Genomic DNA, 21106 nt, shown 5'->3' on the forward strand with positions numbered 1-21106 from the left:
GGTCAGGGCGGCGGCAGCGGTGTCGCCGCCCCCGGGCCGAACGCGTCGAAGACGAGCACGAGGTAGCGCCGCCAGCCGTCGTCCCCCTCGGGCACGACCCACAGGACGTTGGTGAGCAGGCCCAGGACGCGGGCGACGTCGTCGCCGGTCACGTCGCCGCGGATCGTGCCCGCGGCCTGGGCTCGCACGGTGAGCTCGGCGAGCGGCCCCAGCGCCGGCTCGATGATCTCCGCGGTGAGCGCCGCCGGGTTGGCCGCGGCCGCGAGGACGCTCCGCTCGCGCTCGACGATGGCGAGGACCGCCTCCATGACGACCAGGATCGCCGAGCGGGGGTCGAAGTCGGGGATGCGGTAGAGGATCGGCGGGAGGCGCTCGGTGACGGTCTGGCGCAGCGCCGTCCGGACCAGCGCCTCCTTGTGCGGGAAGTGGCGGTAGAGGGTCCTGGTGCCGACGCCGGCCCGCTCGGCGATCGCCTCCAGGGGCGCGTCCGGCCCCTGTTCGGCGAAGACGGCGCGCGCGGCGTCCAAGAGCCGCTTCACATTGCGTGCGGCATCGGCGCGCAGGGCGCGTTCGGCTTCAGGGGGCACCCGCGCATTCTAGCCAGCACCGCCCGCGCCGCTCCGAGCCCTAATTGACACTCGACTGCCATATTTAGTATCGTCGATGGGAGAGTCCGTGTGACCCGAGAACCCCCATCCGGCAAGGAGAGCCACGTGCACCCGCTATCCCTCCGAAGCGCGCGCCTGCGCCTGGTCGCCGTCGCGGCGGCCGTCCTCGCGACGCTCGCGGCCGGCCTCACGGGCGCCGCCGGCGCCCAGGCGGCCCAAGGCTGCGAGGTCGACTACCACGTCCAGCACCAGTGGCCCGGCGGCTTCACCGCGAACGTCACGGTTCACAACCTCGGCGACCCGATCGACGGCTGGGACGTCGAATGGGACTGGCCCGAGGCCCAGCGCGTCGCGCACGGCTGGAACGCCGCCTTCACCGCCACCGGCGACCGCGTCAACGCCGAGCATCTGAGCTACAACAAGGCCATCGCCACCGGCGGCTCGGTCTCGTTCGGCTTCAACGGGACCTGGGCCGGCGTCAACCGCGACCCCTTCGCGTTCCGACTCAACGGCCGCACCTGCGACGGCACCGTCGGCGAGCCCACCACCACGCCGACCACGCCGCCCCCGACCGGCGGCGAGTCCGCCATGGACCAGGTCGCCGCGATGCAGCCGGGCTGGAACGTCGGCAACACCCTCGACGCGCTCGGCGGCGAGACCGCCTGGGGCAACCCGCTCATCACCGAGGAGCTGCTCGCGCACGTGAAGTCGCAGGGCTTCAACTCGATCCGCCTCCCCGTCACCTGGGAGGAGTACATGGGCCCCGGCCCCGGGTACGCCGTCGACCCGGCCCGTATGGACCGCGTCGAGCAGGTCGTGGACTGGGCGCTCGAACAGGACCTCCAGGTCCTCCTCAACGTCCACCACGACTCCTGGATGTGGCTCAACGAGCTCGGCACCGACCACGACGCCGTCCTCGCCAAGTACGAGGCGCTGTGGACGCAGATCGCCGACCGCTTCAAGGACCACCCGGCCGAGCTCGCCTTCGAGAGCGTCAACGAGCCCCAGTTCACCGGTGCCGAGGGCGCCGCGGGCGACGCCCTCACCGAGGAGCTCAACCTGGTCTTCCACGAGATCGTGCGCGGCTCCGGCGGCGGCAACGACGACCGGCTGCTCGTCCTCCCCACCCTCGTCACCAACGCCGACCAGCCGCGCCTCGACGCCCTCAAGGCCACGATCGACGGCCTCGACGACCCGATGGTCGCCGCGACGATCCACTTCTACGGCTTCTGGCCCTTCAGCGTCAACATCGCCGGGTTCACCTCCTACGACGCCGAGGTCGAGGCCGACCTCGTCGGCACCTTCCAGCGCGTCCACGACACGTTCGTCGACGCGGGCGTACCGGTGATCATGGGGGAGTGGGCCGTCCTCAACTACGACCACAACCGGCCCGGCGTGCACCAGAGCGGCGAACTCCTCAAGTTCTTCGAGGCCGTCGGGTTCCACGCCCGCGACAAGGGCGTCACCACGATGCTCTGGGACGCCGGCCAGTTCCTGAACCGCGCCACCCTGCACTGGCGAGACCAGCACATGTACGAGTACTTCGCCTCGGGCGTGACCACGCGCTCGGGCACGGCCTCCTTCGACTCGGTGTACCTGCCGAGCACCGGCGCGATCACCGCGAAGTCGCTCACCCTGCACCGCAACGGCCTCGAGTTCCAAGGCCTGTGGCACGGGGGCACGAGGCTCGCCGAAGGCGCCGACTACACCGTCTCCGGCGACACGCTCACCTTCACCGCCGCCGCGCTCACGCGCCTGGCCGGGAACCGCGCATACGGCGTCAACGCCACCGTCGAGGCCCGCTTCTCGGCCGGCGTGCCCTGGCGCGTCAAGGTCGTCACCGCCGACGCGCCGGTCCTGTCCAGCGCCACCGGCCCCTCGGCCTCGTTCGCCATCCCCACGCAGTTCAAGGGCGACACCCTCGCCACCATGGAGGCGAAGTACGCCGACGGCACCAACGCCGGCACCGCGACCTGGACCTCCTACCAGGAGTTCTGGTCGAACTTCCGGCCCGACTACGCCGCGGGGACCCTCGTGCTCACGCCCGAGTTCCTCGCCGCCGTCACCGACGGGCAGCCCGTCACCCTCACCTTCCACTTCTACAGCGGCGCAACGGCTTCCTACACGATCACCGAATCCGGCGGCACCGTCACCGGCACCGCCTGACCGCACCCCGCCGGGACTGGGGCGGTTGGCACACTCTGGGGATTCTGGGGACCGCCGATCCTCGTAGATTGGTCTTCACAGGCAAGCGCAGGCGAGCCACTTCAAGCGGAGGAGCAGGACCATGAGCGAGTACGACGACACCACCTACGACGAGGCCGACACCGCCGAGGACCCCACCGTGGAGGACGACCACACGACCGGCCTCCCCGGCGTCACGGTCGAAGAGGTCTTCGACCTCGACGGCGACGGCTACGCCGACGACACCATCACCGCCGACGGCGTGACCTACGTCGACTCCGACGGCGACGGCCAGGCCGACGGCGTCGCCTACGACGTCGACGGCGACGGGCTCTCCGACGAGATCCTGGTCGACCTCGACGGCGACGGCTCCTTCGAGACCGCCGTCTACGACACCGACGGCGACGGCCAGGCCGACACCTTCGAGTCCGACACCGACGGCGACGGCCTCGTCGACCAGGTGTCCTACGACTCCGACGGCGACGGCTACGTCAACCAGGTCTCCACCGACACCAACGCCGACGGCCTCGTCGACGTCGTCGCCACCGACTACGACAGCGACGGCCTCGTCGACGAGATCCAGGTCGACTCCGACGCCGACGGCGTCGTCGACGCCACCCTGATCGACACCGACGGCGACGGCTTCCTCGACTCGGTCGCCACCGAGGCCACCCCCGAGGGCGACTCCTTCCAGTCCCAGACCGGACAGGTCATCTAGCACCCGGTCCCGCACCGGGACCTCCCCGCTTGCACCCGGGGTCCGCGTGGCCGCGGACCCCGGGCAGCGGCCGTATCGAATACCCTTGGCGCCTATGCGCACCGCCCCCGTCCTCCTGCCGCTCGCGCTCCTCGCCGCGGCGGCCGCGTGCACGCCCGCCCCCGAGCCGGCCGGGCCCGCCGCTCCCCCCGAGACCGCGGCCGAGCACGCGCCCGAGAGCGCCGCCGCGAGCGAGCCCGGCGACGTCGCAGTCCTCAACCCGGAGACCCTCGAAAGCGACGACGGCACGATGGTCAGCCACCGCACGCCCAGCGAACTCATACTCAGCGAGTTCTCCTCCGCCCGCGACCTCGAATGGAACTCCTGGGGCGCCGACGCCGCCACCGCCGCGGGCCGCATCGACGGCATGTTCTGCGAGACCGGATGCGACGGCGACGCCTACACCGTCACCCTCGTCCTGTGCGACGTCGCCGACGGCCACTACACGCGCTTCGGCGTCTTCGGCGACTTCCCCGAGTTCGACGACGCCGCATGGGCGTTCGCCGGCCCCCTCTACTTCGGCGGCGCACCCGCCGACACCGACGCGGAGTGGAGCAACGGCTGCGAGGAGCCCGACCCGGCCGAGCGCACCTGAGCCGAAAACGGGGTGAGCGGGCGCGCCCGCCGCGGTAGGTTGGGGCCCCATCCGCACACCCCGGAGCGAAAGGGCCCGCCGTGATCCCCGACCCCACCGTCCTGCACCCGATGCCCGGACAGCCGCGCGTGGTCTTCCTCAAGCCGCTCGTCGAATCCGAGAAGATCGAGATCGGCGAGTACACGTACTACGACGACCCCGACGCCGCCACCGAGTTCGAGACCCGCAACGTCCTCTACTCCTACGGTCCCGAGCGACTGCGGATCGGCCGGTACTGCGCGCTCGCCACGGGGACGACGTTCATCATGGCCGGGGCCGACCACCCGATGGTCGGCGTCTCGACCTTCCCCTTCGCGATCTTCGGCGGCGACTGGGCCGAGTCCACCCTCGACATCGTCATGAACGTCGCGAGCCGCGGCGACACCACCGTCGGCAACGACGTCTGGTTCGGCTACCGGGCCACCGTCATGCCCGGCGTGACCATCGGCGACGGCGCGATCATCGCCAGCGGCGCCGTCGTCACCGCCGACGTGCCGCCGTACACGATCGTCGGCGGCAACCCCGCCAAACCCATCCGCAAGCGCTTCGGCAACGACGAGATCGAGCTGCTCCTCCAGGCCGCCTGGTGGGACTGGCCCGTCGAGCTCGTCACCGCGCACGGCCGCACCGTCATGTCCGGCACCCCCGCCGACATCGCCGCGATCGCGAAGGCCGAAGGCCTCAGCTGACGCCGTCCAGCAGGTCCGCGATCTCCCGGTGGCCGCGCGACCGCGCGTGCTCGAGCGCCGTGCGCCCGTTCCGGTCCCGCACCGCGGCGTCCGCGCCCGCGTCCAGGAGCGCCGCGACGATCTCCCGGTGCGGCGCACCGCCGTCGCCGAGCGCCACCGCCTCCAGCAGCGCCGTCCACCCGTTGTAATTGACGCGGTCGATCACGGACTCGATGTCCGTGGCCGCCAGCACCTCCCGCACGTAGTCCGCGTGGCCGCGCTCGGCGGCCGGATGCAGCGGGCTGCCGCCGCGCCGGTTCGGGACCGCCAGGTCGGGCCCGGCCGGGAGGATCGCCGTCATCATCGCGACCGACCCGGTCACGCCGCACGTCACCCACGGCGTGTCCCCGAGGCCGTCCCGCGCGTCCGGGTCCGCGCCCCGCTCCACCAGGACCCGGGCCGCCTCGACCCGGTCGGCCAGCGCCGCGAGCATGAGCGGACCGCGCCCCTCGCCGTCCCTGGCCTCCACCGAGGCGCCCAGGCCCAGCAGCCGGACGACCGCCGCGGCGTCCCCGGCGCCGGCCGCCGCCAGCAGGTCCCGGTTCCACGCCTCGACCAGGCGCGGCCCCGGCAGCGGCGCGCGCCCGGCCTCTGCCGGGACGCGGTGCCCGCGCGGCTCGGGGACCGGGGCGCAGGCGGCGAGCAGGCCGACCCCGGCCGCCAGCGCCGCCCGGCGCCCGATCCCCTCGCGCGCCCGCACTAGCCCTCCAGGTCCGCGAGCGCGGCGAGGCCGGCCAGGGCGATCTCCTCGTCGATGTCGCCGCTGGGGGCGCCGCCGACGCCGACGCCCGCGATCGGGGCGCCGTCGTAGACCACCGGCACGCCGCCCGCGAGGAACAGCGTCCCCGGGATGTCGGCGACCGTGGCCCCCTCGCCCTCGGCCGCACCGGCCAGGTCGCTCGTCGCCTGGCCCCACGACACCGCCGTGTACGCCTTGGCCTCGGCCGAGTCGGGGCTCTGCGGCCCCGCGCCGTCGCCCTTCACCAGGGCGATCGTGTTCCCGTTCCGGTCGACGACCGCGACCGTCACGCGCTCGCCGAGCTCGGCGGCCTTGTCCTGCGCGGCGTCGAGGACCGCGAGCGCGGCCTCGTGGGTGAGGGCGTTCGCGCCGCGCACCCCCTCCTCCTGGACCTCGGCGACGGCCACCGCGTCGATCGGCTCCGCCTCCGTCTCCGGTGCGGCGTAGGCGCCCGCGCCCACGACGGCGCCGACGACGGCGAGCCCGGCGACGGCCCCCAGGGCGAGGCGCTTGCGAAGATCGATCGCGTTCATCAGTACTCCTTCAGGTTCCGGACCGGCGCGCTCGCCGGTGCACGCCGACAACACTCCGCCCGGCCGCGGGCCTTGCCATCGCACACCGGACTGAACCGGTCTCCACCCTTCGATCGATGCGCCCCGCGCCCGCGCCGGGCACGATTGGTGGTCCGAAGCGCCCTCGGGCGCGCACGCGCGGGCCTACGCTGGCCCCGGGAACGGAGGCGCAGGTGGGGGAGCGGTCCTGGCTCAACGGGGCGATGCACGCGGGGTTCTTCCTGCTGCTGGCCGCCTCCGCCGCGCGCGTCGCCGCCCGGCACGAGCTCACCGACCGGCTCACCGTCGCCGCGCTGTCGGTCGCCGCGCTCCTCGCCGTCCTCTACGGCGCCGGAGTCGTCCTGTGGCGGCGCCTCGGCGCGGCCCGCCCGGTGTGGCTCGGCCTCGTCCTCGGCGTCACCGTCGCGCTGGTCTTGCTCGCGCCCTCGTTCGCGTGGTGCGCCGTGCCGCTCTACTTCCTGTGCCTGCGGCTGCTCCCGACCCCGGCGGTCCTCGCCTCGGCCGCGCTGCTGACGGCCGCCGTCATCGCCGGGCAGCTGCGCATCGCCGACGTCCCCGACCCGAGCCTGGTCCTCGCCCCGATCGGCATCGCCGCCATGATCACCGCCGTGTTCTGGGTCCTCCAGCACGAGATCGCGCAGCGCCAGCGCCTCATCGACGACCTCGTCGCCGCCCGCGACTCCCTCGCCGCCTCGCAGCTGCGCGCCGGCGCCCTCGAGGAGCGCGGCCGCCTCGCCCGCGAGATCCACGACACGCTCGCCCAGGGGCTCTCCAGCATCAGCATGCTCCTCCAGGCCGCCGACCGGTCCTGGGGCACCGACCGCTCCCGGACGCTCGCCGCCCAGGCCGCCGCGGTCGCCGACGAGAACCTCGCCGAGGCCCGCCGCTTCGTGCACGACCTGAGCCCGGCCCGCCTCGACGGCCGCAGCCTCGCCGACGCCCTCCGGGACCTGTGCGCCGACACCGGGCGCCGCACCGGCCTGCGCACCGTCTTCCGCGAGGTCGGCGAGCCCGCCGGGACCGGCGAGGCCGCCGCCGCGGTGCTCCTGCGCGTCGCCGAGGCGGCGCTGGCGAACGCGGTCGAGCACGCGGGCGCGGCCGAAGCGGTCGTCACCCTCTCCCATCTCGGCGACGCGGTCAGCCTCGACGTCCGCGACGACGGCCGCGGCTTCGACCCCGCCGCGACCGGCCCCGGCCGCGGCCGCGGGTTCGGCCTCCCCGGCATGCGCGACCGCCTCGCCCGCGTCGGCGGCAGCCTCGCGGTCGAGTCCCGCCCCGGCGAGGGCACCGCCCTCGCCGCGTCCGTCCCGATCGGCGAGGAGTCCTGATGCGTCTGTTCCTGGTGGACGACCACCCCGTGGTCCGCGCGGGCCTGGCCGCGCTCGTCGACGGCGAGCCCGACATGGAGGTCGTGGGCGAGGCCGGCGACGCGGCCGCGGCCCTGCGCGGCATCCGCGGCTCGCGCCCCGACGTCGTCCTCATGGACCTCCAGCTCGGCGCCGGCCCCGACGGGTTCGCCGTCGCCGAGGAGGTCGCCGCCCTGGACGACCCGCCCCGCGTCCTCGTCCTCACCACCTACGAGTCCGACGCCGACGTGCACCGCGCCGTCGCGGCCGGCGCCACCGGGTACCTGCTCAAGGCGTGCCCGCCCGAGGAGCTGTTCGCCGCGATCCGCGCCGCCGACCGCGGCGAGTCCTCGCTCTCCCCGAAGGTCGCCGCGCGCGTCTTGGACCAGGCCCGGTCCGGCCGCCCCGCGCTCACCGCCCGCGAGTCCGAGATCGCGGCGCTCCTGGCCGAGGGCCTGGGCAACCGGCAGATCGCCCAGCGGCTGTTCATCACGGAGGCGACCGTGAAGACGCACCTCGTGCACCTCTTCGCGAAACTCGGCGTCGACTCCCGCACCGCGGCCGTCGCCGCCGCCGTCAGGCAGGGCCTCATCCGGCGCTGAGGGGACGAACCGGGCATCGCCGCGAGTCCCGGACACCGCCCGGCGCCTGATATACGCTCGGTGAACGACCGACCACGGCGGGTGGATTCGCATGACCGCACGGCACCGGACCGAACGCGACGACTACAAGGCGCTGGCGCCCCTGTTCCTCGAACTGGCGGACCTGTGCGAGGACGACCCGCGCCGGGCGGAGGTCCGCGAGCGGCTGATCACCGGGCACCTGCCGCTCGCCGAGCACATCGCCCAGCGGTACTCCGGCAAGGGCATCGTCAAGGAGGACCTGCTCCAGGTCGCGTCGGTCGGGCTCATCCACGCCGTCGACCGCTTCGACCCGGCCCTGGGCAGCGACTTCCTCTCGTACGCGGTGCCGACCATGATGGGCGAGGTGCGCCGCTGCTTCCGCGACACGGCCTGGCCGATGCGCGTGCCCCGCCGCCTCCAGGAGCTGCGCCTGGCGATCAACCAGGCGAGCGCCGACCTCGCGCAGGAGCTGGGCCGCCCGGCCACGTGCGCCGACCTCGCCGAGCGCCTCGAGCTCACCGAGGCCGAGGTGGAGGAGGGCCTGGAGGCCAGCCAGGCGTTCCGGTCGGTGTCGCTCGACGAGCCCGCGTTCCGTGACGAGCGCGCGCCGCTGTGCGAGACGATCGGCGCCGAGGACCTCGCGCTGGAGCTGGTGGAGAACCACGAGGCGCTGCTGCCGCTCATCCAGGACCTGCCCGCGCGCGAGCAGCGCATCCTTGCGCTCCGGTTCTTCGAGGAGCGGACCCAGGCGCAGATCGGCGAGGCGATCGGCATCTCGCAGATGCACGTGTCCCGGCTGCTCAAGGGCACGCTGGAGGAGCTGCGCGAACGGCTGCTCACCGCGCCGCGATAGGCGCGGTGCTGGCGCGCACCGTCAGGTGGGCGGGCAACTCGACGCGCGCGGGCGCGACCGCCTCGCCCGCGGCGAGCGCGAGGACCAGGTCCGCGGCGGTCGCGCCGAGTTCGGCGAACGGCTGCCGGACGGTGGTCAGGGGCGGCCCGCACCAGCGCGCGTAGGAGATGTCGTCGAAGCCGACGACGCTCAAGTCCCCGGGGATGCGGACGCCGGCCTGCCGGGCGGCCTCGTAGACGCCCAGGGCCTGGAGGTCGTTGCCGCACAGGACGGCCGTGGGCGGGTCGGCCAGGCGCAGCAGGTCCCGCCCGTGCGCGAGCCCCTCCTCGTACGAGAACCACATCCCGGTGCGCACGAGCCGCTCGTCGAGCGCCGCGCCCGCGGCCGCGAGGGCGGCGCGGGCGCCGTCGAACCGGTCGCGTGAGCACAAGCGCTCCAGCGGCCCCGTGACGACGCCGATGCGGCGGTGGCCGAGGCCGAGCAGGTGCCGGGCGGCGTCGGCGCCGCCCTGGCGGTTCGCGGCGGCCACGGCGGGGACGGGATGGATCGGCTCGCCCGGCGGGTCGACGGCCACGAGCGGGATGCCGCTCGCGGCGAGGAGCGCGTGCTGCTCGGGCGTGAACCCCATGTGCGCCACCACGACCCCGGCCGGGCGCCGGTTCAGGATCTCCCGGGCCCAGTCGCGGCCCGCGGCCTCCTCCTGCAGCGCGTCGGTGAACGCGACGGCGAGCCCCTGCCCGGCGGCGACGCGCTTGACGCCCCGCATGAGGTCGACGCCGACGTGCGCTTGGAGGCCGTAGAACAGCACTTCGAGGCTCGCGGCCCGCGCGGCCTTCTCGGGGCGCCGGTAGCCCTGCTCGCGCAGCAGGCGCTCGATGCGGCGCCGGGTCTCGGGGGCGACGCCCGCGCGTCCGTTGAGGACCTTCGAGACCGTGGGCGCGGAGACCCCGGCCAGTCGCGCCACGGCCGCCACCGTGAGCGGCCGCTCGTCCGCAACGGAGTCCCGCCGCTCCTCGGCCCGCGCGAGGAGCCCGGTCCGCACCCGCTCGGCCTCGTCCTCGGCGCCCGGACCGGCCGCGACGGTCTCCACGAGGTACCGGCGCCGGCGCGTGAGCGGATCGAGCCCGTCGTAGACCCGCACCCGCAGCGATCCGCTGGGGAGCCTCTCGATCTCGCCGCGGGAGCGCCGCGGACCCGCGCCGGTGGCCATGGAGCGACCGTAGCAGCGCTTGCCGCGAACGCGCGCGGCTCCACGGTCGGAAAACATTCGCGCGAGCACTCGTATTGACGTGCATCGATGCCACTTCTAGGCTTCTCTCACAGGCATTCTGAAACTCTCGGAAACTTCCGAACCTCTGGAGGAGCGATGGCGTCCCGTCCGAACGAAGCCCGCGACCGATCCACCGCCCTGCGCCGCAGGTCGATCCTGGCGATGGGAGCCGCCCTCCCGGTCCTGGCGGCCCCCTCGCCCGCATCGGCGCAGACCACCGTCCTCATCCAGCCCTCGGTGGTGCAGCAGACCATCCAGGGCTTCGGCGGCATGAACCACACCGTGTGGATCAGCGACCTCACCGCCGCCCAGCGCGACACCGCCTTCGGCAACGGCGCCGGGCAGCTCGGCTTCTCGATCCTGCGCATCCCCGTCCACGAGGACCGCGCGAACTGGAGCCGCGAGCTCCCCACCGCCCAGCGCGCGGTCGCGCTGGGCGCCAAGGTCATCGCCTCGCCGTGGAACCCGCCCGCGAGCATGACGGAGTCCTTCTCCGGCGGAAAGCGCCTGCGGTACGACCAGTACGGCGCGTACGCCCGCCACCTCGACGACTTCACCGTCTACATGAGGAACAACGGCGTGAACCTCTACGCGGTCTCGGTCCAGAACGAGCCCGACTACGCCAGCGAGTGGACCGCGTGGACCGCCGCCGAGATCGTCCGGTTCCTCAAAGAGCATTCAAGCGTCATCAGCACCAAGGTCATCGCGCCCGAGTCCTTCCAGTACCGCAAGAACCTCTCCGACCCGATCCTCAACGACGCCGCCGCGCTGGCCAACATGGACATCCTCGGCGCCCACCTCTACGGCACCCAGCCCGCCGACTTCGCCTACCCGCTGTTCCAGCAGCGGGGCGCCGGCAAGGAGCTGTGGATGACCGAGGTCTACTACCCCAACTCCAGCGACTCGGCCGACCTGTGGCCCGGGGCGCTCGACGTCGGCGAGCACGTCCACCGCGCCCTCGTCAACGGCCGCTTCCAGGCCTACATCTGGTGGTACCTCCGCCGCGGCTACGGCCCGATGCGCGAGGACGGCCAGATCAGCAAGCGAGGCGCGAACCTCGCCCACTACGCCAAGTGGGTGCGCCCCGGCTTCCAGCGGATCACCGCGACCGCGAACCCGCAGTCGGGCGTGTACCTCTCGGCGTTCAAGAGCGGGTCGCGGATCGTCATGGTCGCCGTCAACAAGAACGCCTCGGCGGTGTACCTCCCGTTCACGCTCGAAGGCGGCGGCACCGGTTCGTTCGCCACCTGGGTGACGACGTCGAGCCAGACCCTCGCGGCCTCCAACGCGGTCCCGATGACCAACGGCGCCTTCGGCTCCCAGCTCCCGGCCCAGAGCATCCGGACCTACGTGCTGAACTAGCGGCTCAGGCCAGGTCGACCGGGCGCACGCGCAGCTTCTCGGCCACGCGCGCCAGGGCCGCCTGGTCCTCCGCGTCGAGCCGGTCGAGGGCCGCCTCGCGGACGGCGCGCACGTGGACGGGCGCGGCGGCGACCACCGCCGCGTACCCGTCCCCGGTGAGCGCGGCGATCGTGTAGCGGCCGTCGACGGGGTCGGGCGAGCGCTCCATCCAGCCGCGCGTCTCGAACCGCTTGACCACGTTGGAGAGGCGCGAGAGCGAGCCGTTCGCGAGGAACGCCAGCTCGCTCATGCGCAGGCGCCGGTCGGGGGCCTCGGAGACGTGGCTGAGCACCAGGTACTCGAACAGGCTCATGCCGCACTCGCGCTGGAGCGGCGCCTCCAGGCGCTCGGGCAGCAGGTAGACCAGGGAGACCAGGCCGGTCCAGGCCTCCTTCTCGGCGGGGTCGAGCCACCGCACCGGGCCGGCGCCCCCCTCGGCGTCCGCAGTCGTGGGCATGGCGGCAGTCTACCGGCCCACACTGACTTCACGCTTGAAGTCAATCGTGATAGGTTGACTTCAAGCGTGAAGTCAACCGAAGGGACACGCCATGAGCCACCCGCAGTTCTTCATCACCCCCGGCGCCGGGGAGAAGCTCCACGGCCTCCTCGGCTACAGCCAGGCCGTGCGCATCGGCGACCGCGTCGAGATCTCCGGCCAAGGCGGCTGGAACGACGACATCGAGTTCCCCGCGGACCTGGAGGACGAGATCGCCCAGGCCTTCGACAACGTCGAGCGCACCCTCAACACCGCGGGCGCCACCTGGGCCGACGTCGTCAGCGTCGACTCCTACCACCTGCCCGACGACCCCGCCTACATCGGCGAGCGGCCCGGCCGCCTCATGGCCGAGCAGTTCCGCAAGCGCATGAACGGCCGCGAGCCCATCTGGACCGAGCTCGGCGTCGCCGCCCTCGGCGCCCCCGGGATGCGCGTCGAGATCCGCGTGACCGCCGTCGTCCCGAGCTAACCCGCGAAGGTCCGCCGGTACGCGCTCGGCGAGACCCCCAGGGACGCCTGGAAGTGCATCCGCAGCGAGGCGGCCGACCCGAACCCGGCGTCGGCCGCCACCCGGTCGATCGACCCGTCCGAGCGCTCCAGCAGGTCCCGCGCCCGCTCCAGCCGCTGGTGCAGCAGCCACCGCTGCGGCGACGTGCCCACCTCCTCGCGGAACCGGCGCGTGAACGTGCGCACGCTCATCGCCTCGCAGTCGGCCAGCTGCCGCAGCGTCAGCGGCTCGTGCAGCCGCGCCAGCGCCCACTCCCGCGCCCGCACCGTCGCCGCCGCGCCCGGCGCGGGCACCGGCCGCTCGATGTACTGCGCCTGCCCGCCGTCGCGGTGCGGCGGCACCACCGACCGGCGCGCCACCCGGTTCGCCACGGCCACCCCGAAGTCCCTGCGGACCATGTGCAGGCACAGGTCGAACCCCGAGGCCACCCCCGCCGACGTCAGCACCCGGCCGTCCTCGGTGTACAGCACGTCCGGCTCCAGCCGCACCCGCGGGAACAGCCGCCGGAACCGCTCGGCCGAGTCCCAGTGCGTCGTCGCCCGCCGCCCGTCGAGCAGCCCCGCCGCCGCCAGTGTGAACGACCCCGTGCAGATCGACGCGATCCGCGCGTCGGGCCGGATCACCGCGAGCGCGTCGGCCAGCGGCCCCGGCAGGCGGCCTGCCGTCCACGTCTCGTCCGACTCGTGCTCCGAGGGCACCACGACCGTGTCGGCCTCCGCCAGCGCCTCCGGGCCGTTCGCCACGTTCACCGTCACGTCCGCCTCGGTGCGCACCTCGCCGGACTCGGTCGTGCACGTGACCACCTCGTACAGGGGCCGCCCGCCCGACCTCGCGGACCCGAACACCCGGTGCGGGATGCCCAGCTCGACGGGCAGGAGGCCGTGGCGGACCAGGACCGCGACCCGGTGGCGACCGGGATGGTGGAACACGCTCATGGCCCGATCCTCGCACATGTTGGCCTCCCGGCCACTGGCCGATCCCCGGCGCCGCGACGAAACTGGACGAATGTCCATAGCAGCCCCAGACGCCCCCGAGCAGCCCCGCACCGCCCGCCGCGTCCACCGCGCCTGGTGGGTGGCGGCCGTCAGCTTCGTCGCCCTCGTCGGCGCGGCCGCCTTCCGCGCCACCCCGAGCGTCTTCATCGAGCCGCTCCACGACGAGTTCGGCTGGTCCCACGGCACCATCTCCGCCGCGATCTCCGTGAACATCCTGCTCTACGGCCTGTTTTCGCCCTTCGCCTCCGCGCTCCAGGAGCGCTACGGCATCCGCCGGGTCGTCTCGATCGCGCTCGCCCTCATCGCCCTCGGCAGCGGCGCCACGGTCTTCATGACCGCCTCCTGGCAGCTGGTCCTGTGCTGGGGCTTCATCGTCGGCATCGGAACCGGGTCCATGGCGATGGCGTTCGTCGCCACGATCACCAACCGCTGGTTCATCGCCCGCCGCGGCCTCGTCTCGGGCATCCTCACCGCCGGCGGCGCCGCCGGGCAGCTCGTGTTCCTGCCGCTCGTCGGCCTCCTCGTCGAAGGCCCGGGCTGGCGCTCGGCCTCGGTCCTCGTCTCCCTCACCGCGCTGGCGATGGTCCCGCTGGTGCTCCTGGTCGTGCGCGACCGGCCCGAGGACGTCGGCCTGCGGCCCTACGGCGCCGGCGACGACTACACCGCCCCTGCCGTCTCCGGGTCCGGCGCGGCCCGGCGGGCCCTCGGCAGCCTGTGGCGGGCCAGCGGCTCCCGCGCGTTCTGGCTCCTGGCCGGGACGTTCGCGATCTGCGGCGCGTCCACCAACGGCCTCGTCGGCGCCCACTTCGTGCCCGCCGCCCACGACCACGGCATGCCCTTGACGGCCGCCGCCTCCCTCCTCGCGGTCATCGGGATCGTCGACATGGCCGGCACGATCTTCTCCGGCTGGCTCACCGACCGGTTCGACCCGCGGCACCTGCTCGCCGTCTACTACGCGCTCCGCGGCGCCTCGCTGCTCGCCCTGCCGTCCCTGTTCGCCGGTGACGTGCGGCCGCCGATGCTGTTCTTCATCGTCTTCTACGGCCTCGACTGGGTCGCGACCGTGCCGCCGACGATCGCGCTGTGCCGCGAGCACTTCGGCGAGGACGGCGCGGTCGTCTTCGGCTGGGTCCTCGCCTCCCACCAGTTCGGGGCGGCCCTCATCGCGTGGGGCGCCGGCTTCGTCCGCGACGCCACCGGGAACTACGACCCGGCGTGGTTCACCGCGGGAGCGCTGTGCGCGCTCGCCGCGGTGATGTCCCTGGCGATCAGGAGGCCCGCGGCACCAGCCGCTCCAACTGGGTGACGTGGCCCGGCTCCAGCTCCTCGAGCGCCGCGACGCCGAGGAGCTTCATGGTCCGCTCGACCTCCTCGCGGAGGATCGCGACGGCCCGGTCCACGCCCTCGCGGCCACCGGCCATGAGCCCGTACAGGTAGGCGCGCCCGATCATGGTGTACCTGGCGCCCAGGGCGACCGACGCCACCACGTCGGCGCCGGACATGATCCCGGTGTCCAGGTGCACCTCGACGTCCCGGCCCACCTCCTTCACCACGCGGGGGAGGAGGTGGAACGGGATCGGCGCCCGGTCGAGCTGGCGGCCACCGTGGTTGGACAGCGTCACCGCGTCCACGCCGAGATCGGCGCAGGCCTTCGCGTCCGCGACGGTCTGGACCCCCTTCACGACGAGCTTCCCGGGCCACTGCTCCTTGATCCAGGCGAGGTCCTCGTAGTCCACCGTCGGGTCGAACATGGTGTCGAGGAGTTCGGCCACCGTGCCCGACCAGCGGTTGAGCGAGGCGAACGAGAGCGGCTCGGTGGTGAGCATGTCGAACCACCAGTGCGGCTTGCGCGCCATGTCGAAGAACGTGCGGGCGGTGATCGCCGGGGGGATCGCGAACCCGTTGCGCTTGTCGCGCAAGCGGGCCCCGGCCACGGGCACGTCGACGGTGACCAGGAGCGTGTCGAACCCGGCCGCCGCCGCCCGCTCGACCAGGGCCATGGACCGGTCGCGGTCCTTCCACATGTACAGCTGGAACCAGTGGCGCCCGTCGGGGCCGCCGACCGCGGCGACCTCCTCGATCGGCGTGGTGCCCATCGTCGAGAGCGCGAACGGGATGCCCGCCGCGGCGGCCGCGCCGGCGCCGGCGGTCTCACCCTCGGTGTGCATCATCCGCGTGAACCCGGTCGGCGCGATCCCGAACGGCAGCGCCGAGCGCTTCCCGAGCACGTCCCAGCCGGTGTCCACCTTCGAGACGTCGCGCAGGATCGCGGGGTGGAACTCCACGTCCTCGAACGCCTGGCGCGCCCGCGCGAGCGACAGCTCGCCCTCGGCCGCGCCCTCGGTGTAGTCGAACGCCGCCCGCGGCGTCCGCTTCTTCGCGATCGCCCGCAGATCACCGATCGTCAGCGCGGCGTCCAGGCGCCGCCGCTTCGCGTTGAACTCGGGCTTTTTGAAACGTATCAAAGGCAGGATGTCGTGCGGGCGGGGAAACTGGCGCTTTGTCATCGGAGGCCTATCGGAGGAGCGGGCGAGGGGTCCGTCACCGCCATTGTGCCCCGCCCGAAAATTCCCCCCGACCTGACCCATCCCCGGCCGCCCCCGCTCCGAATACCGGGCGATCGGAGTCGACGAGCACCGGGGAGCGTGATGATGTCCACACAGGGGGATCCGAAGGCCTGGCGAACAGGCCGACCCCGCCTGACGGCGGTCGAAGAGGCGGCGATGCCCACGATCGAGCGCCTGCTGCACGACACCGCGCTCGGCGACGAGCACGCGTTCGCGCGCCTCTACGACGAGGCCGCGCCGCGCGTCTACGGCCTCTGCCTGCGGGTCCTGCGCGACCCCGCCCAGGCCGAGGAGGTCGCCCAGGAGGTCCTGGTCGAGATCTGGCGCACCGCCACCCGCTTCGACTCGCGCCGCGGCTCCGCCGGATCCTGGATCTCCACCATCGCCCACCGCCGCGCCGTCGACCGCGTCCGCTCCGTCCAGGCCTCCGGGGACCGCGAGCGCCGCACCGCCTACAGCGAGGCCCCCGGCTACGACGCCGTCGCCGAGGCCGCCGCCGTCCGCCTGGAGCACCGGCAGGTCCGGCGCTGCCTCCAGACCCTCACCGAACTCCAGCGGCAGGCCGTCACCCTCGCCTACTACGGCGGCCACACCTACCGGCAGGTCGCCTCGCTCCTCGACACCGCCGTGCCGACCGTCAAGTCCCGCATCCGCGACGGACTCCTGAAACTCCGCGACTGCCTGGAGGTGGCACGATGAGCGCCGACGTGCACGCCCTCATCGGCCCCTGGGCCGTCGACGCCGTCGACGACGCCGAACGGGCCCTGGTCGAACGCCACCTCGCCGAGTGCGCCTCCTGCGCGCAGGAGGCCGCCGAACTCCGCGAGGCCGTCTGGCGGCTCTCCGACGTCACCGTCGCCGACCCGCCGCCGCGCCTGCGCGACCGCGTCCTCTTCGAGGCCTCCCGCACCCGCCAGGAGTCCCCGGCCCCCGAACCGCCCGCGCCGCGGCTCCGCCGCCACCGCGGCATGCCCCGCATGCGCCTCGCCCTCGCCGCGGGCGCGCTGGCCGCCGTCATGGCCGTCGTCGGCGGCATCGTCACCTGGTCGGTCATGCGCTCGCAGGCGCCCACCGAGTCCGACCGGATCGCCGCCGTCCTCGGCGCGGACGACGCCGAGGTCGGCACCGTCGCGGCCGAAGGCGGCGGCGACGTCACCGTCGTGCGCTCCGACGCCCTCGACCAGGCCGTCGTCGTCGTGTCCGGGCTCGCCGCCATCGGCGAGGACCGTGCCTACCAGGTCTGGATGGTCGACCCCGACGGCCAGGTCTCGGCCGGCGTCATGGCCCCCGGCGAACGGTCCGCGACCATGCTCGTCACGGGCCTCGGCGACGCCGAGCTCGTCGGCGTCACCCAGGAACCCGCAGGCGGCTCCGAGACCCCGACCCTCCCGATGGTCGCCGGCGTTCCGCTCGACGCGTAGCGACGGCCGAACCGCTGCGACCCGGTCCATCGGACCGGGTCGCAGCGTGTTTCATGCCCGATCGCGGAAAAAATCCAAGAAAATTCCGGCCCCGACCCATCCGCGGGCCCCCCGCCCCCGAATCAAGGGCATGAGACCGACCATCGCCGCCGCATCCGCCGGCATCGCCTGCGCCGCCGTCGCCGTCGCGACCGCGCAGCTCGCGGCCGCCGCGGTGGCACCGGGCAGCGCGCCCATCGCCGCCATCGGCGCCGCCGTGGTCGACGCGGTCCCCGAACCCGTCAAGGAGTTCGCGATCCGCACCTTCGGAGCGAACGACAAGCTCGTCCTCCTGGCCGGGATCGGCGCGGCCCTCGCCGTGCTCGCCGCGGCGACCGGCGTCGTCGCCCGTCGGCGCCTCTGGGTCGGATACGCCGTCCTGGCCCTCCTCGGCGGGGCGGGTGCGGCAGCCGCCCTCACCCGTCCCGCCGCCTCCCCCTGGTGGGCGCTGCCGTCACTGGCGGGCGCCGCCTGCGGCGCGGTCGTCCTCGCGCTGCTGCTCCGCGGGCGACCGGACCGCGAGGCCGAGGGCCGCGCCGTGCCCGGACGGGCCGTCGACCGCAGAGGCGTGCTCATCGCCCTCGCCGGCGCCGGCATCGCCGGCGCGGCGGGGTGGCGCCTCGGCGGCACCGGCGACCTCGAAGCGGCCCGCAGCGCCGTGGACCTCCCCGAACCGGCCTCCGTCGGCCCCGCCGGCACCGGCCTCGACGTCGACGGCCTCACCCCGTACCTCACCCCCAACGCCGACTTCTACCGCGTCGACACCGCGCTGGTGCTCCCGCGCGTCCTCCCCGAGGACTACCGGCTGCGCGTCTTCGGCCGCGTCGCCAACCCGATGGAGCTGACCTTCCAGGACCTCCTCGACCGCGACCTCGTCGAACGCGAGATCACCATCTCCTGCGTCTCCAACGAGGTCGGCGGCACCCTCGCCGGCAACGCCCGCTGGCTCGGGGTGAGCCTCGCCGAGCTCCTCGCCGAGGCCGGGCCCGAGCCCGGCGCCGACCAGGTCGTCTCGCGCTCGGCCGACGGCTGGACCGCGGGCACCCCGACCGCGGTCTGCACCGACGGGCGCGACGCGCTCATCGCCGTCGGCATGAACGGCGAGCCGCTGCCCCTCGAACACGGCTTCCCGGTGCGCATGATCGTCCCGGGCCTGTACGGCTACGTCTCGGCCACCAAGTGGCTCACCGAGATCGAGCTGTCGTCCTTCGCGGACTTCGACGCCTACTGGGTGCGCCGCGACTGGGCGGCCGAGGCCCCGATCAAGACCTTCTCGCGCATCGACACCCCGAAACCACTCAAGACCGTCCCGGCCGGACCCACCGCGGTCGCCGGGGTGGCCTGGGCCCAGCAGCGCGGCATCGCCCGCGTCGAGGTCCGGGTCGACGAAGGCCCTTGGAACGACGCCGATCTCGCGCCCGTCATCGGGAACGACACGTGGCGGCAGTGGCAGTGGACCTGGGAGGCCGAACCCGGCCGCCGCAAGTTGGAGGTCCGCGCCACCGCCGGCGACGGCGAGGTCCAGACCGGGGAGCGGGTCACGCCCTTCCCAGACGGTGCCACCGGATGGCACTCCGTCGTCCTGAACGCCGAATGATCCGCAGGGCTGCCGCCCTGCGACCGAACAGAGAGGCAAGACCATGAACAACCGACTCATCACCCGGGCCGGCGCCGTCCTGGCCGCCGCCGGATGCGCCTTCGTGTTCACCGCGTGCGGCTCCGACAGCGGCGACGACTCGTCCTCCGAGGACATGACGTCGAGCGAGGAGAGCATGCAGGAGGAGTCGTCTGCGGAGATGGCGCCGGCCGGGGAGTTCGGTGCGGCGTGTTCGGCCGTGCCCGCGGACGGGGAGGGCTCGTTCTCCGGCATGGCCGACGACCCGGTCGCCACCGCCGCGTCGAACAACCCGGTCCTGTCCACGCTCGTCACCGCCGTGGGCGAGGCCGACCTGGTCGACACGCTCAACACCGCCGAGGACATCACCGTGTTCGCGCCCACCAACGACGCGTTCGCCAAGATCCCCGAGGCCGACCTCAACGCCGTCCTGGCCGACCAGGAGACGCTCACCAGCATCCTGACCTACCACGTCGTGGCCGGCGAGCTGGCACCCGACGCCCTCGCCGGCGAGCACACCACCCTCCAGGGCGGCACGCTCAACGTCGAAGGCTCCGGTGAGGACTTCACCGTCAACGGCGAAGCGGCTGTGGTCTGNGGCGTAGCAGGTTCCGGGGCCGCCGTCAGGCGGCCCCGGTGCGCAGGCCGCCCAGGACCCGGTCCAAAGCGAGGGCGGCCTGCTCCAGCGCCGCCGCGTCCGCGGTCCGCGCCAGCCACAGCGCGGCCTCGTTCATCGCCCCCGACAGGAGCCGCACCAGCGGCTCGACCGGCTGCTCCGCCACCACCCCGGCCGCGACCAGCCCCTCCAGGGCCTCCCGCAGATGCCGCGCCGACGACGCCTCGTCCATCGCGCGCCACTCGTCCCATCCGAGCACCGTCGGCGCGTCGACCAGCAGGATCCGGCTCACGGCCGGATCGGTCCCCGCCGCCAGGAACGCCCGGCAGCCCGCGCGCAGCTGCTCCCACGGGTCCGCACGGCGGTCGGCCTCGGCCGCGACGCGCGCGCCCAGCTCCTCCTGCACCTGCGCCGCGACGGCCCGGAACAGCCCGAGCTTGCTCCCGAAGTGGTGGTACGCCGCCCCCTTGGTCACCCCGGCGGCCTGCGCGACCTCGCTGAGCACCACGTCGTGGTACCCGTCCGCGGCGAACCGGCGGCGGCCCTCCTCCAGGAGCGCCCGCCTCGTCGCCTCCCGCTGCTCGGTCCTCGTCATCCGGCCTCCCTTTCGCATACCCGAGGTATGTTAACATCGAATTCCACATACCCGGGGTATGTGAAACTCGAGAGGACCCGCCATGACCGCCAAGCTGACCGGCTTCTACCCGGTGCTCGCCACCGGCGACGTCGCCGCCACCACCGACTTCTACGTGCGCCACTTCGGATTCGAGGAGGTCTTCGCCGCCGACTGGTACGTCAGCCTCCGGCGCCCCGACGCGCCCCACTACGAGCTGGCGATCCTCGACGCGAGCCACCCGACGATCCCCGCCGGGCACCGCGAGCGCCTGCGCGGCGGCCTGCTCCTCAACTTCGAGGTCGACGACGTCGACGCCGAGCACGCCCGCCTCGTCGGCGACGCCGGCTTGGAGGAGCTGCTGCCGCTGCGCACCGAGGACTTCGGCCAGCGCCACTTCATCGTCGCCGCCCCCGACGGCGCCATGGTCGACGTCATCACGATCGTCCCGCCGACCCAGGAGTACCGCGAGCAGTACGCCCCCGGCCACGAACCCGCCTGAGACGCCGAGGCCGGGCGCC

Annotated in this window: 22 protein-coding genes and 1 pseudogene; 15 read left to right on the top strand and 8 right to left on the bottom strand. The window is 73.6% G+C overall.

Features of this window, described 5'->3' with window-relative positions:
• Window positions 1-2: 2 nt before the first annotated feature.
• Window positions 3-587 (bottom strand): TetR/AcrR family transcriptional regulator, encoded by a 585-nt coding sequence (locus ABD419_RS22375; protein ID WP_344491450.1) that lies wholly within the window; start codon window positions 585-587, stop codon window positions 3-5.
• 126 nt (window positions 588-713) lie between these two features.
• Here ABD419_RS22375 and ABD419_RS22380 point away from each other — a divergent pair, with 126 nt between their 5' ends.
• The 4 genes from ABD419_RS22380 (at window position 714) to ABD419_RS22395 (ending at window position 4872) form a co-directional block, all read left to right on the top strand.
• Entirely contained in the window at window positions 714-2774 is a 2061-nt protein-coding gene (locus ABD419_RS22380) for a cellulase family glycosylhydrolase (protein WP_344491453.1), read from the top strand.
• 121 nt (window positions 2775-2895) lie between these two features.
• Entirely contained in the window at window positions 2896-3510 is a 615-nt protein-coding gene (locus tag ABD419_RS22385; RefSeq protein ID WP_344491456.1) for a hypothetical protein, read from the top strand.
• Window positions 3511-3604: 94 nt separating this feature from the next.
• The gene (locus ABD419_RS22390) at window positions 3605-4144 is read left to right on the top strand and encodes a hypothetical protein (protein WP_344491459.1); all 540 of its coding nucleotides are present in this window, start codon (window positions 3605-3607) and stop codon (window positions 4142-4144) included.
• Window positions 4145-4254: 110 nt separating this feature from the next.
• The gene (locus ABD419_RS22395) at window positions 4255-4872 is read left to right on the top strand and encodes a CatB-related O-acetyltransferase (protein WP_425556166.1); all 618 of its coding nucleotides are present in this window, start codon (window positions 4255-4257) and stop codon (window positions 4870-4872) included.
• Here the strand turns inward: ABD419_RS22395 and ABD419_RS22400 are convergent.
• Both ABD419_RS22400 and ABD419_RS22405 read right to left on the bottom strand, forming a co-directional pair.
• Window positions 4865-5470: an ankyrin repeat domain-containing protein gene (locus ABD419_RS22400; protein ID WP_425556167.1), complete on the bottom strand. Its 606-nt coding sequence runs from the start codon at window positions 5468-5470 to the stop codon at window positions 4865-4867. The two genes, ABD419_RS22395 and ABD419_RS22400, sit on opposite strands and share 8 nt — an antisense overlap.
• A 140-nt stretch (window positions 5471-5610) precedes the next feature.
• The gene (locus ABD419_RS22405) at window positions 5611-6183 is read right to left on the bottom strand and encodes a GlcG/HbpS family heme-binding protein (RefSeq protein WP_344491465.1); all 573 of its coding nucleotides are present in this window, start codon (window positions 6181-6183) and stop codon (window positions 5611-5613) included.
• Between the two features lie 212 nt (window positions 6184-6395).
• On the opposite strand from ABD419_RS22405, the gene ABD419_RS22410 reads away from it, so the two are divergent.
• The 3 genes from ABD419_RS22410 to ABD419_RS22420 all read left to right on the top strand — a co-directional run bounded on the left by ABD419_RS22410 (window position 6396) and on the right by ABD419_RS22420 (window position 9044).
• Complete coding sequence (locus ABD419_RS22410; protein ID WP_344491468.1) at window positions 6396-7550, top strand: sensor histidine kinase; 1155 nt, start codon at window positions 6396-6398, stop codon at window positions 7548-7550.
• Window positions 7550-8170, top strand: coding sequence for a response regulator (locus tag ABD419_RS22415; protein ID WP_344491471.1), 621 nt, complete (start codon window positions 7550-7552; stop codon window positions 8168-8170). The genes ABD419_RS22410 and ABD419_RS22415 overlap by 1 nt, the downstream gene beginning before the upstream one ends.
• Before the next feature lie 91 nt (window positions 8171-8261).
• Complete coding sequence (locus ABD419_RS22420; RefSeq protein WP_344491474.1) at window positions 8262-9044, top strand: SigB/SigF/SigG family RNA polymerase sigma factor; 783 nt, start codon at window positions 8262-8264, stop codon at window positions 9042-9044.
• Here ABD419_RS22420 and ABD419_RS22425 read toward each other — a convergent pair.
• Window positions 9028-10254 carry a LacI family DNA-binding transcriptional regulator gene (locus ABD419_RS22425; RefSeq protein ID WP_344491477.1) on the bottom strand — a complete coding sequence of 409 codons (1227 nt, stop codon included), beginning with the start codon at window positions 10252-10254 and terminating at the stop codon, window positions 9028-9030. The two genes, ABD419_RS22420 and ABD419_RS22425, sit on opposite strands and share 17 nt — an antisense overlap.
• Before the next feature lie 156 nt (window positions 10255-10410).
• Here ABD419_RS22425 and xynC point away from each other — a divergent pair, with 156 nt between their 5' ends.
• A complete protein-coding gene (gene xynC / locus ABD419_RS22430; RefSeq protein ID WP_344491480.1) occupies window positions 10411-11676 on the top strand; it encodes a glucuronoarabinoxylan endo-1,4-beta-xylanase XynC in 1266 nt (421 codons plus the stop codon).
• Between the two features lie 4 nt (window positions 11677-11680).
• Here the strand turns inward: xynC and ABD419_RS22435 are convergent, their stop codons facing one another.
• The gene (locus ABD419_RS22435) at window positions 11681-12172 is read right to left on the bottom strand and encodes a MarR family winged helix-turn-helix transcriptional regulator (protein WP_344491483.1); all 492 of its coding nucleotides are present in this window, start codon (window positions 12170-12172) and stop codon (window positions 11681-11683) included.
• A 91-nt stretch (window positions 12173-12263) separates the two neighbouring features.
• Between ABD419_RS22435 and ABD419_RS22440 the strand changes: the two genes are divergently transcribed.
• Complete coding sequence (locus tag ABD419_RS22440; protein WP_344491486.1) at window positions 12264-12680, top strand: Rid family hydrolase; 417 nt, start codon at window positions 12264-12266, stop codon at window positions 12678-12680.
• Here the strand turns inward: ABD419_RS22440 and ABD419_RS22445 are convergent.
• Entirely contained in the window at window positions 12677-13654 is a 978-nt protein-coding gene (locus tag ABD419_RS22445; protein ID WP_344491489.1) for a GlxA family transcriptional regulator, read from the bottom strand. The genes ABD419_RS22440 and ABD419_RS22445 overlap by 4 nt on opposite strands.
• A gap of 70 nt (window positions 13655-13724) precedes the next feature.
• Between ABD419_RS22445 and ABD419_RS22450 the strand changes: the two genes are divergently transcribed.
• Entirely contained in the window at window positions 13725-15020 is a 1296-nt protein-coding gene (locus ABD419_RS22450; protein WP_344491492.1) for an MFS transporter, read from the top strand.
• Here the strand turns inward: ABD419_RS22450 and ABD419_RS22455 are convergent.
• Window positions 14983-16221 (bottom strand): alpha-hydroxy acid oxidase, encoded by a 1239-nt coding sequence (locus tag ABD419_RS22455; protein ID WP_344491494.1) that lies wholly within the window; start codon window positions 16219-16221, stop codon window positions 14983-14985. The genes ABD419_RS22450 and ABD419_RS22455 overlap by 38 nt on opposite strands.
• Before the next feature lie 216 nt (window positions 16222-16437).
• Here ABD419_RS22455 and sigK point away from each other — a divergent pair, with 216 nt between their 5' ends.
• From sigK to ABD419_RS22475, 4 genes and pseudogenes are all read left to right on the top strand, one after another.
• Complete coding sequence (gene sigK / locus ABD419_RS22460; protein ID WP_344491497.1) at window positions 16438-16980, top strand: ECF RNA polymerase sigma factor SigK; 543 nt, start codon at window positions 16438-16440, stop codon at window positions 16978-16980.
• Window positions 16977-17702, top strand: a complete 726-nt coding sequence (locus ABD419_RS22465) for an anti-sigma factor (RefSeq protein WP_344491500.1) — start codon at window positions 16977-16979, stop codon at window positions 17700-17702. Before sigK ends, ABD419_RS22465 begins: the two co-directional genes overlap by 4 nt.
• 130 nt (window positions 17703-17832) lie before the next feature.
• Window positions 17833-19338: a molybdopterin-dependent oxidoreductase gene (locus ABD419_RS22470; protein ID WP_344491502.1), complete on the top strand. Its 1506-nt coding sequence runs from the start codon at window positions 17833-17835 to the stop codon at window positions 19336-19338.
• A gap of 43 nt (window positions 19339-19381) precedes the next feature.
• Window positions 19382-19957, top strand: a pseudogene (locus ABD419_RS22475) (fasciclin domain-containing protein); the annotation flags it as partial.
• A 22-nt stretch (window positions 19958-19979) separates the two neighbouring features.
• On the opposite strand, the gene ABD419_RS22480 reads toward ABD419_RS22475, so the two are convergent.
• Window positions 19980-20567, bottom strand: coding sequence for a TetR/AcrR family transcriptional regulator (locus ABD419_RS22480; protein ID WP_344491505.1), 588 nt, complete (start codon window positions 20565-20567; stop codon window positions 19980-19982).
• Window positions 20568-20649: 82 nt separating this feature from the next.
• Here ABD419_RS22480 and ABD419_RS22485 point away from each other — a divergent pair, with 82 nt between their 5' ends.
• Complete coding sequence (locus tag ABD419_RS22485; RefSeq protein WP_344491508.1) at window positions 20650-21087, top strand: VOC family protein; 438 nt, start codon at window positions 20650-20652, stop codon at window positions 21085-21087.
• The last annotated feature ends 19 nt before the right edge of the window (window positions 21088-21106 follow it).

This window comes from Glycomyces endophyticus (assembly GCF_039531525.1).
Classification (GTDB): Bacteria; Actinomycetota; Actinomycetes; order Mycobacteriales; family Micromonosporaceae; genus Glycomyces; species Glycomyces endophyticus.

Excerpts from the sequence above, each read along its gene's own strand:
- ABD419_RS22435 (WP_344491483.1), bottom strand. The coding sequence starts at position 12,172 with ATGCCCACGACTGCGGACGCCGAGGGGGGCGCCGGCCCGGTGCGGTGG.
- ABD419_RS22420 (WP_344491474.1), top strand. The coding sequence starts at position 8,262 with ATGACCGCACGGCACCGGACCGAACGCGACGACTACAAGGCGCTGGCG.
- ABD419_RS22405 (WP_344491465.1), bottom strand. The coding sequence starts at position 6,183 with ATGAACGCGATCGATCTTCGCAAGCGCCTCGCCCTGGGGGCCGTCGCC.
- ABD419_RS22395 (WP_425556166.1), top strand. The coding sequence starts at position 4,255 with ATGCCCGGACAGCCGCGCGTGGTCTTCCTCAAGCCGCTCGTCGAATCC.
- ABD419_RS22415 (WP_344491471.1), top strand. The coding sequence starts at position 7,550 with ATGCGTCTGTTCCTGGTGGACGACCACCCCGTGGTCCGCGCGGGCCTG.
- ABD419_RS22470 (WP_344491502.1), top strand. The coding sequence starts at position 17,833 with ATGAGACCGACCATCGCCGCCGCATCCGCCGGCATCGCCTGCGCCGCC.
- ABD419_RS22450 (WP_344491492.1), top strand. The coding sequence starts at position 13,725 with ATGTCCATAGCAGCCCCAGACGCCCCCGAGCAGCCCCGCACCGCCCGC.
- ABD419_RS22440 (WP_344491486.1), top strand. The coding sequence starts at position 12,264 with ATGAGCCACCCGCAGTTCTTCATCACCCCCGGCGCCGGGGAGAAGCTC.
- xynC (WP_344491480.1), top strand. The coding sequence starts at position 10,411 with ATGGCGTCCCGTCCGAACGAAGCCCGCGACCGATCCACCGCCCTGCGC.
- ABD419_RS22465 (WP_344491500.1), top strand. The coding sequence starts at position 16,977 with ATGAGCGCCGACGTGCACGCCCTCATCGGCCCCTGGGCCGTCGACGCC.
- ABD419_RS22385 (WP_344491456.1), top strand. The coding sequence starts at position 2,896 with ATGAGCGAGTACGACGACACCACCTACGACGAGGCCGACACCGCCGAG.
- sigK (WP_344491497.1), top strand. The coding sequence starts at position 16,438 with ATGCCCACGATCGAGCGCCTGCTGCACGACACCGCGCTCGGCGACGAG.
- ABD419_RS22390 (WP_344491459.1), top strand. The coding sequence starts at position 3,605 with ATGCGCACCGCCCCCGTCCTCCTGCCGCTCGCGCTCCTCGCCGCGGCG.
- ABD419_RS22455 (WP_344491494.1), bottom strand. The coding sequence starts at position 16,221 with ATGACAAAGCGCCAGTTTCCCCGCCCGCACGACATCCTGCCTTTGATA.
- ABD419_RS22480 (WP_344491505.1), bottom strand. The coding sequence starts at position 20,567 with ATGACGAGGACCGAGCAGCGGGAGGCGACGAGGCGGGCGCTCCTGGAG.
- ABD419_RS22425 (WP_344491477.1), bottom strand. The coding sequence starts at position 10,254 with ATGGCCACCGGCGCGGGTCCGCGGCGCTCCCGCGGCGAGATCGAGAGG.
- ABD419_RS22485 (WP_344491508.1), top strand. The coding sequence starts at position 20,650 with ATGACCGCCAAGCTGACCGGCTTCTACCCGGTGCTCGCCACCGGCGAC.
- ABD419_RS22445 (WP_344491489.1), bottom strand. The coding sequence starts at position 13,654 with ATGAGCGTGTTCCACCATCCCGGTCGCCACCGGGTCGCGGTCCTGGTC.